Source organism: Streptomyces sp. NPDC045778 (assembly GCF_056431945.1).
Window position 1 is genome coordinate 31,274 of the sequence record NZ_JBWKJZ010000010.1, and the last position, 14,353, is coordinate 45,626.

1 protein-coding gene is annotated in these 14,353 nt (G+C 75.9%); it reads right to left on the reverse strand.

The genetic code is table 11. The features are described from left to right. Nucleotides 1-184 precede the first annotated feature (184 nt). On the reverse strand, nucleotides 185-14,338 hold the full coding sequence (locus tag AC07GB_RS15125) for a type I polyketide synthase (protein WP_478845664.1): 14,154 nt from the start codon (nucleotides 14,336-14,338) through the stop codon (nucleotides 185-187). Between the last annotated feature and the right edge of the window lie 15 nt (nucleotides 14,339-14,353).

Below are 14,353 nucleotides of genomic sequence, written 5' to 3' on the forward strand. Positions count from 1 at the left end.
GACCTGTCCGCAGCCGTTTTCTCGATGACGCTATGAGGGCGCTATACGACCAACAACCCCTACCCTCCCCCTACCCGCCCCTACGGGATTTCCGCGAAATGCGGCCGAAGGGCGGGTGCGATAAAGGGGGCGGATAGGGGCTGTCAGTTCAATTAACTACCGTTACCTAAAGCTCGGGGTCCTTTCAACCCCTGCCGAGTTGCTTCTTGATGAATTCGAGCATCTCGTCGTCGCTCGCGGACGCCAGTTGCTCGCTGACGTCGCCGCCGCTGCCGCTCTCGTCGGCCGCGCCGGAGGTGCTCCCGCCGGCGGCGGAGCCGTTCTTCCAGCGGTCGAGCGCCGCCTGGAGCCGCACCGCCACCTTCGTACGGGTGATCTCGTCGGCCGAAGCGACGGCGGCGAGGCTGCCTTCGAGCCGGTCCAGGTCGCCGAGCAGCAGCGTCGCGGGGTCGGCGGCGTCGGGGGCGAGTTCGGTGCGCAGGCAGTCGGCGAGGGCCGTGGGCGTCGGGTGGTCGAAGACCACCGTGGCGGGCAGGACGAGGCCGGTGAGGGCGTTGACGCGGTTGCGCAGCTCGACGGCGGTGAGGGAGTCGAAGCCCAGCTCGCGGAAGGCGCGGGTGGGTTCGACGGCCGCGGCGCCGCTGTAGCCGAGTACGGCGGCGACCTGCTCGCAGACCAGGTCGAGCAGCAGCCGGTCCTGCTCGGGCCTGCCCAGGGTGGCGAGCCGCGCCGCCAGGTCCGGGGTCCCTGCCACGGCCGCCTGGCCGGCGCCGCCTTCGGTGGCGGCGCCGGAGAGGCGTCGTACGTCGGGCAGTTCGGCGTAGAGCCTGCTGGGCCGGACCGTGGTGAAGGCGGGCGCGTACTGCGGCCAGTCGATGTCGGCGACCAGGGCCGCGGTGCGGTCGTGGGCGAGGAGCCGGTGGAGGGCGGCGATCGCCTGGTCCGGCGCGAGCGGCGGGATCATCCCGCCGCGCAGCCGCTCGGCGGCGACGCCCTCGGCGGCCATGCCGCTGCCCGCCCACGGGCCCCACGCCACGGAGGTGGCGGTCAGGCCCTGGGCCCGGCGGGCGTGGGCGAGCCCGTCGAGGAAGGCGTTGGCGGCGGCGTAGCTGCCCTGCCCTGGGCCGCCCGCGACACCGGCGAAGGACGAGAAGAGCACGAACGCCGACAGGTCGTGACCGGCGGTCAGCTCGTCCAGGTTGCGGGCCGAGCGGGCCTTGGCGCGGAAGACGGTCGCGAACCGCTCGGCCGTCATCCCGTCGAGCACACCGTCGTCGAGCACGCCCGCCGCGTGGAACACGGCGGTGAGCGGGGCGTCGGCGGGGATCTCGCCGAGGACGCGGGCGAGCGCGTCACGGTCGGCCGCGTCGCAGGCCGCGAGGGTCACGCGGACCCCTGACTGCTCCAGTTCGGTACGGAGTTCCGTGGCGCCGGGCGCGTCGGGGCCGCGGCGGCTGGTGAGCACGAGGTGCTCGGCGCCCTCGCGGGCCAGCCAGCGCGCCACGTGCCCGCCGAGCGCGCCCGTGCCGCCCGTGACGAGGACCGTGCCGCGCGGCGCCCACCCGGTGGCGTGCGCGTCGTCGAGGGGCGCGCGCACCACACGGCGCCCGAGGACGCCTGAGCCGCGCACCGCCACCTGGTCCTCACCGGCCCAGGCGCCGCCGAGGACGCGGGCGAGCCGGGCCACCGCCGCGGTGTCCGCCGCCTCGGGCAGGTCGACGAGGCCGCCCCAGCGCTCGGGGTACTCCAGGGCGGCGACGCGGCCGAGGCCCCACAGCGCGGCCCGCTCGGGAGCGGTGCGGCCGTCGGCGGCCCCTACGGCGACGGCGTCGCGCGTCGCGCACCACAGGGGTGCGTCGACGCCCGTGTCGCCGAGGGCCTGGATCAGGGCGAGGGCGAGCGACACGTCCGCCGGCGCGGCGCCGTCGTCGGCCGCCCCGTCGGCGGGGTCGCCGGCCGCGAGCAGCGAGAGTACGCCGTCGAAGCCCTGGCCGGTGTCCCCGGTCGCCGCGCGCAGGAGCTTTGCGACGGCGTGGCGTTCGGTGGCGTGGCCGGGCACCTCCACGGTGACCAGGCGCACCCCGCGCTCGGCCGTGAGGGCGGTGACGGCCGTGCTCCACGGCGTGTCCGTACGGCCTTCCGGTACGACGAGGAGCCAACTGCCCGTGAGGTCTCCGGCCGCCGCCTCGGTGAGCGGTGTCCAGGACTCGCGGTAGCTCCACTTGTCGAGCGCGGAGACCTCGCGCCGCTGCCTGCGCCAGGCGGTGAGGGCGGGCAGGACGTCGGCCAGCGGCGCGTCGTCCGGCACGGACAGGGTCTTGGCCAGCTCGGCGAGGTCCTCGCTCTCCACGGTCTCCCAGAACCGCGACTCCACCTCGTCCGCGGCCACGAGCCCGTCCGCGTCCGCCGCCGTGTCCGCCGTCTCCAGCCAGTAGTGCTGGTGCTGGAAGGCGTACGTGGGCAGCTCGACGCGACGCCGCGCGTCGGCGGGCGCGTACAGGGGTGCCCAGTCGACCTCGATGCCGCGTACGTGCAGCTGCGCGAGGGCCGTCAGGAACGTGTCGGGCTCGGGCCGGTCCTTGCGGAGGGCGGCTGTCAGGCCCGTCTGTGCGGCGGGTTCGGTGAGCGTGTCGTGCGCCATGGCCGTCAGAACGGCGTCCGGTCCCAGCTCCAGGAACGTCGTGACGCCCTGCCCGGCAAGGGCCTTCAGCCCGTCATGGAAGCGCACCGCTTCTCGGATGTGCCGGACCCAGTACTCGGGGTCCTTCAGCTCGGTGGCGTCCGCCAGCTCGCCGGTGAGGTTGGAGACCACCGGAATCGTCGGGTCCTGGTACGTCAGCTTGGCCGCGACCTTACGGAACTCGTCCAAGGCCGGGTCCATCAGAGGCGAGTGGAAGGCATGGCTGACCTTCAGCCACTTCACCTTCCGGCCCTGCTCGCGAAGCGTGTGCTCCAGGCCTTCGAGGGTGGCGCGGTCACCGGACAGCACCAGCTGCGCCGGGCCGTTCACCGCCGCCACGCCCACACGGTCGGCGATCCCGTCGAGCAGGGGCAGCACGTCGGCTTCCGTGGCCTGGACGGCCAGCATCGCCCCGCCCTCGGGCAGGGCCTGCATCAAACGACCCCGCGCGGCCACCAGTTGAGCCGCGTCTTCCAGAGACCACAGCCCGGCCAGGTACGCCGCCGTCAGCTCGCCGATCGAGTGACCGCCGACGATCTCCGGACGTACGCCGAAGGACTCCGCCAGGCGATACAGCGCGACTTCCATCGCGAACAGGGCGGGCTGCGCGTAGCCCGTCTGCTCCAGGAGGTCGGCGTCCGTACCGAACATCACGCTCTGGAGCGAACGTTCTATCCACTGGTCCAGATGTGCACACACTTCGTCCAGCGCGTCCGCGTACACCGGAAAGGCCTCGTACAGCTCGCGGCCCATACCGATCCGCTGGCTGCCCTGGCCCGTGAACAGGACGGCCAGGCGGCCCTCCGCGACCGTGCCCGTGACGGCGCCCGCGGGCGCGCCGGAGGCCAGTGCGTCGAGGCCGGTCAGGAAGTCGTCGCGCTCCCGGCCGAGGACGACGGCCCGGTGTTCGAGGAGCGAGCGGCCGGTGGCGAGGGACCAGCCCACGTCGGCGCGGGACGCGGTGTCCGCGGCGAGGGCGGGGTCGGCGAGCAGCCGTTCCCGCAGCCGCCCGGCCTGGGCGCGCAGGGCCTCCGCGCTGCGGGCCGAGACCTGCCACGCCACGGCGCCGGTGGCCGCCGCGTCGGCGGGCCCGGACGGCTCGGCGGGGGCCTTGGCGCGCCGGGGCGCCTGTTCGACGACGACGTGCGCGTTGGTGCCGCTGACGCCGAACGAGGAGACGCCGGCGCGGCGCGGCGAGCCGTTGCGGTCGGGCCACTCGCGGGCCTGGGTGAGCAGTTCGACGGTTCCGGCGGACCAGTCGACGTGGGTGCTGGGCCGGTCGACGTGGAGCGTCCGCGGCAGCAGGCCGTGGCGCATGGCCATGACCATCTTGATGACGCCGGCGACACCGGCGGCGGCCTGGGTGTGGCCGATGTTGGACTTCACCGAGCCGAGGAGCAGCGGCTGGTCCGCGGGCCTGTCCTGGCCGTAGGTGGCGAGGAGGGCCTGGGCCTCGATGGGGTCGCCGAGGGCGGTGCCCGTGCCGTGGCCCTCCACGGCGTCGATCTGCTCGGGCGCGAGGCGGGCGTTGGCGAGGGCCTGGGTGATCACCCGCTGCTGGGAGGGGCCGTTGGGGGCGGTCAGGCCGTTGCTGGCCCCGTCCTGGTTGACGGCGGAGCCCCGTACGACCGCGAGGACCTCGTGGCCGTTGCGGCGGGCGTCCGACAGGCGCTCCAGCAGGAGCAGGCCCGCGCCTTCGCCCCAGCCGGTGCCGTCGGCGGCCTCGGCGTACGGCTTGCAGCGGCCGTCGCCCGCGAGACCGCCCTGGCGGCTGAACTCGTCGAAGGCGCCCGCGGTCGCCATCACGGTGACGCCGCCCGCGAGCGCGAGGTCGCACTCGCCCTGGCGCAGCGCCTGCGCGGCGAGGTGCAGGGCGACGAGCGAGGAGGAGCAGGCGGTGTCGACGGTGACGGCCGGGCCTTCCAAGCCGAAGGAGTAGGCGAGGCGGCCGGAGATGACGCTGCCGGACGTGCCTGTCATGAGGTGTCCCTCGACGCCTTCGGGGACGCTGTCGAGGCCGGTCGCGTACCCCTGGAAGCCCGAGCCGACGAACACGCCGGTGGAGCTGCCCCGCAGGGACTTGGGGGCGATGCCGATGCGTTCGAACAACTCCCAGCCGGTCTCCAGGAGGAGGCGCTGTTGCGGGTCCATCGCCAGGGCCTCGCGCGGGGAGATCCCGAAGAGGCCGGCGTCGAACTCGGAGGCGTCGTAGACGAAGCCGCCCTCGGGCTTGTAGCGCGCGGCGCCGTCGAGGTCCCAGCCGCGGTCGGCGGGGAAGACGGAGATGGCGTCCGTGCCGTCGACGAGGAGCTGCCACAGCGCCTCGGGGGTGTGGGCGCCGCCGGGGAAGCGGCAGCTCATCGACACGATGGCGATGGGGTCGTCGGCCACGTCGGCCGGGTGTGCCACGGGCACCGGGGCGGCGGTCGCGGCCGGGGCGGCGCCGGTGAGTTCGCCCAGCAGGTGGTGGGCGAGGACCTCGGGCGACGGGTGGTCGAAGACCGCGGTGGCGGGCAGCTCGACCTCGGTGGCGGCGGTGAGCCGGTTGCGCAGCTCGACCGCCGTGAGGGAGTCGAAGCCCAGCTCGCGGAAGGCGCGGGTGGGTTCGACGGCTTCGGCGCCCGCGTAGCCGAGGGCGGCGGCCGCCTCGGTCCGCACGAGGTCGAGGACGAGGCGCTGCCGCTCGGCCTGCGGGCGCCCGGCGAGTTCGGCGGCCCACGCCGACACGGGCGCGGTGTCGCCCGCCGTGGCGGCCGCGGTGGCCTTCGGCCGGGGCCGCAGCTCGGGCAGGGCGCCGAGGAGCGGGCTGGGCCGGGCGGCGGTGAACGCGGGCGCGAACCGCTCCCAGTCCACGTCCGCCACCGTCAGGCACGTCTCGCCCGTGGCCAGGGCCTGCGCGAGCGCGGCGACGGCGAGGTCCGGGGCGAGCAGTGCCACGCCGCGCCGGCGCAGGTGCTCCTCGGCCTCGGCGGTGGCCGCCATGCCGCTGCCGCCCCAGGCGCCCCAGGCGACGGAGGTGGCGGTCAGGCCGCGGGCGCGGCGCCGCTCGGCGACGGCGTCGAGGAAGGTGTTGGCGGCGGCGTATCCGGCCTGGCCGCCGCTGCCCCAGACGGCGGCGATGGACGAGAACAGCACGAAGGCGTCGAGGTCCGCGTCGGCGAGGAGGTCGTCGAGGTGGGCGGCGCCCGCGGCCTTGGCGGCCAGCGCGTCGGCGAGGCCGGCGGGGGTGGTGTCGGCGAGGGGGAGCGCCGGGCTGACGCCGGCGGCGTGGAAGACGGAGCGGACGGTGTGCCCGTCGCCCGTCAGCTCGTCGAGGAGGCGTACGACGTCCTCGCGCCGCGCCACGTCGCAGGCGGCGACGGTGACGGTGGCCCCCGACTCCTCCAGCTCCGCCTTCAGTTCGGCGGCGCCGGGGGCGTCGGGTCCGCGGCGGCTGGTGAGGACGAGGTGCTCGGCGCCTTCGCGGGCCAGCCAGCGGGCCACGTGCGCGCCGAGCGCGCCGGTGCCGCCGGTGATGAGGGTGGTGCCGCGCGGCGTCCACTCCCCCGCCGGGCGGGTGTCGAGGGGCGCGTGCGCGAGGCGGCGGGCGAAGACGCCCGAGCCGCGCACCGCGAGCTGGTCCTCGAAGCCCGCGTCGCCGTCGGTGGCGGGGATGCCCGCCAGGACGGCGGCGAACCGGGCCGCGGCGCGGGCGTCAGGGGCCTGCGGCAGGTCGACGAGGCCGCCCCAGCGCTCGGGGTGCTCCAGGGCGACGACGCGGCCGAGGCCCCACAGCTGGGCCTGGGCGGCGCTCGTCGGGCGGTCGCTGCGGCCGGTGGAGACGGCACCCTGCGAGACGGCCCACAGGCGCGCCCCGGTCCCGGTGTCCTCCAGGGCGCGCACCAGCGCGACGGTGCCGGCGAGCCCGGCGGTCACGGCCGGGTGGTCCGCGAGGGGCGACTCGTCGAGGGCGAGCAGGGAGACGACGCCCGCGGGCTCGACGCCGTCCCGCGCGTGGGCGCGGAGCCGGTCGGCGAGGGCCTCGGGGGTCGCCTCGCCCTCGGGTGCGAGCAGTGCGACGGCTTCGGCTCCGGCGCGGGTCAGCGCGTCGGTGACGCCCGCCGTCCACGGGTGCGCGGCCGCCGCCTCCGGTACGACGACCAGCCAGCGGCCGGTGAGGGCCGGGCCGGGGAGGCCGCCGGTCAGCGGCTTCCACGTGACGCGGTAGCGCCAGGCGTCGACGGTGGAGCGTGCGCGCCGCCGGCGCCGCCACGACGACAGGACGGGCAGCACGGAACCGAGGCCGGCGGCGGACTCCTCCGCCACCTCAAGCTCGGCGGCGAGCTGTTCCAGGTCCTCGCGCTCCACGGCCTCCCAGAAGCGGGCGTCGGTGTCGTCCGTCGCGGGCCGCGCCGCGTCGGCCGGGGCCCGCCCGTCGACGAGCCAGAAGTGCTCGTGCTGGAAGGCGTATGTGGGCAGGTCGACGGTGGCGCGGGCGCCGGGGTAGAGCGCCGCCCAGTCCAGCTCGACGCCGTGGACGTGGGCCTCGGCGACGGCGGTCATGAGCCGGTGCGTGCCGTCGTCGGCGCCGCGCGGGGAGTCGATCACGACGGCGGGGCGGCCGTCGGCCTCGATGGCGTGCCGCAGCGCGTCGCCGAGCACGGTGTGCGGGGCGACCTCGACGAACAGGCCGTGGCCCGCGTCGAGCAGACCCGTCACGGCCTGCTCGACGGGGGGTTGCTGCCGCTGGTCGCGCTGCCAGTACCCGGCGTCCATGGGGGTGCTGTCGGTGAGCCACTCCCCCGTGGTCGTGGAGTACAGGGGGGTGTCGGCCGGGCGCGGCGCGAGGGCGGCGAGCGCGTCGGCCGCGCTCTCGTCAGCCGCGCTCTCGTCAGCCGCGCTTTCGGCGGACCGCTCCCGCAGGGCCGCGACGCGGGCCGCGTCCCGCAGGGTCAGGGCACCGGCCACGCAGGCTGCGGCGATCTCGCCCGCGCCGTGGCCCGCCACGGCGGCGGGCTCGACACCGGCCGCCCGCCACACGGCGGCCAGCGACACGAGGACGGCGAAGAGCACCGGCCGCGTCGCCTCCGCCCGGTCGGCGCGCAGTTCCTCGAACAGGTCCCCGCCCCCGGACTCGGCGAGCGCGTCCGCGCACTCGCGCATGCGGGCGGCGAACACCGGCGATCCGTCGAGGAGTTCCCGTACGGCGTCGGTCCACCCGGCGGCTTCGCCGGGGAAGACGAACACCGGTCGGACCGTGCCGTCCGGGGCGCGCCCGGACACGGCCCGCGTGGCCGTGGGGGCCCCGGACGCCAGTTCCTGGAGCCCGGTGAGGAGTTCCTCGCGGTCCCGGCCGAGTACGACCGAGCGGTGCTCGAAGCGGGAGCGGGTCGTCGCGAGGGACAGGCCGACGTCCGCCGGGGCCGCCTCGAAGTCCGCCCGCAGGCGGTTCAGGAGCCGGTCGGCCTGCTCGCGCAGGGCCTGCGGTGTCTTGGCGGACAGGGCGAGGGGCAGCACGGACGTGGGCGCTTCGCCGCCGTCCGCCGCCGTCGCCTCCGGCTCGCCGTGCGGGGCCTGCTCGACGACGACGTGGGCGTTCGTGCCGCTCACGCCGAACGCCGAGACGCCCGCGCGGCGGGGCGTGCCGTCACCGTGCTCGGGCCACGCGCGGGCTTCGGTGAGGAGTTCGACGGCGCCCGCCGACCAGTCCACTTCGGACGTCGGGGCGTCCACGTGCAGGGTCTTGGGCAGGACGCCGTGCCGCATCGCCATGACCATCTTCATGACACCGGCGACACCGGCGGCGGCCTGCGTGTGCCCGATGTTCGACTTGATGGAGCCGAGCCACAGCGGGTCGGTGGCCGCGCGCTCCTTGCCGTAGGTGGCGAGCAGGGCCTGCGCCTCGATGGGATCGCCCAGGGTGGTGCCCGTGCCGTGAGCCTCGACGGCGTCCACGTCGGCGGCCGTCAGGCCGGCGTTGGCGAGGGCGGCGCGGATGACGCGGCGCTGCGAAGGCCCGTTGGGGGCGGTCAGACCGTTGCTGGCACCGTCCTGGTTCACGGCGGAGCCCCGAACGACCGCCAGGACCTGGTGGCCGTTGCGGCGCGCGTCCGAGAGGCGCTCGACGAGGAGCAGGCCCACGCCCTCACCCCAGCCCGTGCCGTCCGCGCCCTCCGCGAACGCCTTGCAGCGGCCGTCGGTCGCGAGGCCCCGCTGACGGCTGAACTCCACGAACGTCGCCGGGGTCGACATCACCGAGACGCCGCCCGCGAGGGCCATGGTGCACTCGCCCTGGCGCAGCGCCTGCGCGGCCAGGTGCAGGGCCACCAGGGAGGAGGAGCAGGCCGTGTCGACGGTGACCGCCGGGCCTTCGAGGCCGAAGGTGTACGAGATGCGGCCGGAGGCGACGCTCGCGGCGTTGCCGATGCCGAGGTAGCCCTCGACCTCGTCGGGCACGTGGTCGACGCCGGCGGTGTAGTCCTGGCCGTTGGTGCCCGCGAAGACGCCGATCTGGCTGCCGCCGAGCCCTGCCGGGTCGATCCCGGCGCGCTCGAAGGCCTCCCACGCGGTCTCCAGGAGGAGGCGCTGCTGCGGGTCCATCGCCAGGGCCTCGCGCGGGTTGACGCCGAAGAACTTGGCGTCGAACTGTCCGGCGTCGTACAGGAATCCGCCCTGGCGGACGTACGAGGTGCCGGTCCGGTCCGCGTCCGCGTCGTAGAGCGCGCCGGTGTCCCAGCCGCGGTCGGCGGGGAACTCGGCGATCGCGTCGACGCCGTCGGCGACGAGCCGCCACAGGTCCTCGGGGCTGCGGACGCCGCCGGGGAAGCGGCAGCTCATGCCGATGATGGCGAGGGGCTCGTCGGTGGCCGCGCCCCCCGTGGCGGGGGCAGTCGGGGCGGTCGTAGCCTCGTCGCCGAGGAGTTCGGTGCGCAGGTGGGCGGCGAGCGCGGCCGGTGTGGGGTAGTCGAAGACGAGCGTGGTGGGCAGCTTGAGGCCGGTGGCCGCGCCGATGAGGTTGCGCAGCTCGACCGCCGTGAGCGAGTCGAAGCCCAGCTCGCGGAAGGCGCGGGTGACCTGGATGTCGTCCACGCTCGGGTAGCCGAGGACGTCGGCGGCGCGCCGGCGCACGAGGTCGAGGACGGCGGCCTCGCGGTCCTCGGGGGCGAGGGCGGCGAGCTGGTCGGCGAACGCGTTCGCGGGGGCTCCCGCCGCCGGGCCCGGGGTGCCGGCCGGCTCGGCGGCGGGCGCGAGGGCCGCGCGTGCCTCCGGGACGTCCGCGAAGAGGCGGCTGGGCCGCGTCGCGGTGAAGCCCGGCGCGTACTGGGCCCAGTCGATGTCCACGACGGACGTCAGCGTCTGGTCGTGGCTCAGCGCCTGGTGCAGGGCGGCGATCGCCAGGTCGGGGTCCATGGGCGGCATCACGCCGTGCTTGAGGCGTTCGGCCGCCGCGCCCTCGGCGGCCATGCCGCTGCCGCCCCAGGGGCCCCAGGCTATGGACGTCGCGACGCGCCCGGCGGCGCGCCGGGTCTCGGCGAGGGCGTCGAGGGCCGCGTTGGCGGCGGCGTACGTGCCCTGGCCCGGGCCGCCGACGACACCGGCGAAGGAGGCGAAGAGCACGAACGCCGACAGGTCGAGGCCCGCCGTCAGTTCGTCCAGGTGGCGGGCGGAGTCCAGCTTGGCCCGGAACACGCCGGCCACGCGGTCCTCGGTGAGGCCGTCGACGACACCGTCGTCGAGGATGCCCGCGGTGTGGAACACGCCGGTCAGCGGCGCGTTCTCGGGGATGTCCGCGAGGAGCCGCGCGAGGGCGTCCCGGTCGGCGACGTCGCAGGCCGCGACCGTCACGCGGGCGCCCGACGCCTCCAGTTCGGTACGGAGTTCCGCGGCGCCGGGCGCGTCGGGGCCGCGGCGGCTGGTGAGCACCAGGTGCTCGGCGCCCTCGCGGGCCAGCCAGCGGGCCACGTGCGCGCCGAGCGCGCCGGTGCCGCCGGTGATCAGGGCGGTGCCGCGCGGAGTCCACCGCGTCTTCGGCGCCTCGCCGGGGGTGGCGCGCACGAGGCGGCGTACGAGGACTCCGGAGCCGCGCACGGCGACCTGGTCCTCGCCCTCCAGGGCGCCGAGGGCCTGGGTGAGTGCGGTGACGGCACCGGTGTCGGCGGCCTCGGGCAGGTCGACGAGGCCGCCCCAGGTCTGCGGGTATTCGAGCGCGGCGACGCGCCCGAGGCCCCAGACGGCGGCCTGCGCCGGGTCGGCGGGGGCCTCGGCGGGCGTGGTCGACACCGCGCCGCGGGTCGCGGCCCAGACGGTGGCGGTGCTGTCCGCGTCGCCGAGGGCCTGGAGGAGGACGGCCGTGCGCAGAGCGGCGAGCGGCGCCTCCCCCGCGGCGGCGGGCCGCTCGGGCCCGGCCAGGGCGAGGAGCGACAGGACGCCGTTGAACTCCGCGGCCTCCCGCTGCCGCAGCAGGGCGGTGAGGGCGGCGCGGTCGGTGCTCGTGGCCTCCGGGACGCGCACCACGACGACGCGGGTGCCGCCGGCGGCCAGGGCGCGTTCGGCGGCGGCGTTCCAGGGCAGCTCGGCGTGGCCCTCGGGGACGAGCAGCGCCCAGGTGCCGGTGAGGGCGGGCCCGTACGTCGACGCCTGCGGCGGCAGCGGGTTCCAGGTGACGCGGTAGCGCCAGGAGTCGAGCGCGGAACTGGCGCGCTGCTTGCGCCGCCAGGCCGTCAGGGCGGGCAGGACGTCGGTCAGTGGGGCGTCCTCGGGCACGTCGAGGGCGCCGGTGAGTTCGCCGATGTCCTCGTGGTCCACGGCCTCCCAGAAGCGTGCCTCGACGCTGTCGGCGGGAGCCGCGGCCTGCGCGGGGGCGCCCGGGGGCAGCGTGTCCAGCCAGTAGCTCTGGTGCTGGAAGGCGTACGTGGGCAGTGCGACGCGGCGGCGCGCGGCGAGGGGCGCGTACCGCGGGGTCCAGTCGACGGTGGCGCCGCGCACGTGCAGACGGGCGAGCGCGGTCAGGAAGGTGTCGGGCTCGGGCCGGTCGCGGCGCAGCGCCGGGACGAGTCCGGCCTGCGCCTCGGGGGTGGTGAGGGTGTCGTGGGCCATCGCGGTGAGGATCGCGTCGGGGCCCAGTTCGAGGAGGGTGGTGGCGCCGAAGCCGGTGAGGGCGCCGAGGCCGTCGTGGAAGCGGACGGCTTCGCGCACGTGCCGCACCCAGTACTCGGGGTCCTTCAGCTCGTCCGCCGCGGCGAGGCGTCCGGTGACGTTCGAGACGACGGGCAGTGTCGGGTCCTGGTACGTCAGTTCCCGCGCGACCTGCCGGAACTCGTCCAGCATGGGGGCCATCAGCGGCGAGTGGAAGGCGTGGCTGACCTTGAGCCAGCGGGTCTTGCGGCCGTCGGCGCGCAGCTGGACGGCGAGGTCCTCCAGGACGCCGCGGTCGCCGGAGAGGACCACCTGGGCGGGGCCGTTGACGGCGGCCAGGCCCGCCCACTCGGCGACCTCCTCCAGGAGCGGGGCGACGTCGGTCTCCGCTGCCTGGACAGCGAGCATGGCGCCGCCGCGGGGCAGCGCCTGCATCAACCGGCCGCGCGCGGCGACCAGTCGGGCCGCGTCCTCAAGGGACCACAGCCCGGCCACGTACGCGGCCGCCAGTTCGCCGATCGAGTGGCCGCCGACGATCTCGGGGCGTATCCCGAAGGACTCGGCGAGCCGGAAGAGCGCCACCTCGACGGCGAAGAGGGCGGGCTGCGTGTAGCCGGTCTGCTCGAGGAGGTCGGCGTCCGTACCGAACATGACGCTCTGGAGCGAACGTTCTATCCACGGATCCAGATGGGAGCAGACCTCGTCGAGCGCGTCCGCGAAGACGGGGAAGGCCTCGTACAGCTCGCGGCCCATGCCGGGGCGCTGGCTGCCCTGGCCGGTGAAGACCACGCCGAGGCGGCCTTCGGCGACCGCGCCGGTCACCGTGCCGGGGGCGGTGGGCGCTTCGGTGGCGAGGGACTCCAGGGCGGTGAGGAGCCGGTCGCGGTCCTCGCCGATGAGCACGGCCCGGTGTTCGAAGGCGGAGCGGCCGGTGGCGAGGGACCAGCCGAGGTCGGCGCGCCCGTCGTCGTCCGCGGCGAGGGCGGGGTCGTCGAGCAGCCGCTCGCGCAGCCGGGCGGCCTGGGCGCGCAGGGCCTTCGCGGTGCGGCCGGACAGCGGCCAGACCGTGGGGCCTGCGGCGGGACGCGTGTCCGGGGCGTCCGCGGCCCGGCCGTCGGCCGCGTCCGGGCCTTCCTCCGCCTGGCCCTGCGGCTCGGCGGCGGGGGCCTCTTCGATGATCACGTGGGCGTTGGTGCCGCTGACGCCGAAGGAGGAGACCCCGGCGCGGCGCGGGGCGTCCTCCTGCTCCGGCCAGGCGCGGCGTTCGGTGAGCAGTTCGACGGCGCCCGCGGACCAGTCGACGTGCGTGCTGGGCCGGTCGACGTGGAGCGTCCGCGGGAGGATCCCGTCGCGCATCGCCATGACCATTTTGATGATGCCGGCCGCGCCCGCGGCGGCCTGGGTGTGCCCGATGTTGGACTTGACGGAGCCCAGCCACAGGGGCCGGGTGCGCGGGCGTCCCTGCCCGTACGTGGCGAGGAGGGCCTGCGCCTCGATGGGGTCGCCGAGGGTGGTGCCGGTGCCGTGGGCCTCGACGGCGTCGACGTCGGCGGCCGTCAGGCGGGCGCTGGCGAGGGCGGCGCGGATGACGCGCTGCTGGGCGGGCCCGTTGGGGGCGGTCAGGCCGTTGCTCGCGCCGTCCTGATTGACGGCGGAGCCCCGTACGACCGCGAGGACCTCGTGGCCGTTGCGGCGGGCGTCCGACAGGCGTTCCAGCAGGAGCAGGCCGACGCCCTCGCCCCAACCGGTGCCGTCCGCGGCCTCGGCGAAGGCCTTGCACCGGCCGTCGGCGGCCATGCCGCGCTGGCGGCTGAACTCCACGAACGCGGTGGGCGTCGACATCAGCGACACCCCGCCCGCGAGGGCGAGGCCGCACTCGCCCTGACGCAGCGCCTGCGCGGCCAGGTGGAGCGCGACGAGCGACGAGGAGCAGGCGGTGTCGACGGTCACCGCCGGGCCTTCGAGGCCCAGGGTGTAGGAGAGGCGGCCGGAGACGACGGCCGCGGTGTTGCCGGTGCCCGAGTAGCCCTCGACGTTGTCGGCGGCCTCGGCGACGACGGCCGTGTAGTCCTGGCCGTTCGTGCCGGTGAACACGCCGGTGCGGCTGCCGCGCAGGCTCTGCGGATCGATGCCGGCGCGTTCGACGGCCTCCCACGCGGTCTCCAGGAGGAGGCGCTGCTGCGGGTCCATGGCGCGTGCCTCGCGCGGCGAGATCCCGAAGAAGCCCGCGTCGAAGGCGTCGGCGTCGTACACGAACCCGCCCTCGCGGGTGTACGTGGTGCCCTGGTGGTCGGGGTCGGGGTGGTAGAGCCCGGCGACGTCCCAGCCCCGGTTGCCCGGGAACGCGGACACAGTGTCCACGCCGTCCCTGACGAGGTCCCACAGTGCTTCGGGAGTGTTCGCGCCGCCGGGGAAGCGGCAGCTCATCGCGATGATCGCGACCGGCTCCGCGTCCTTCGACTCGAGTTCGCGCACTCTCCGACGAGTCGTGTGCAGATCCGCCGTCACCTGCTTGAGAAGGCGGCGGATTTTGTCGTCGTTCACCATCTGGCCTAGCTC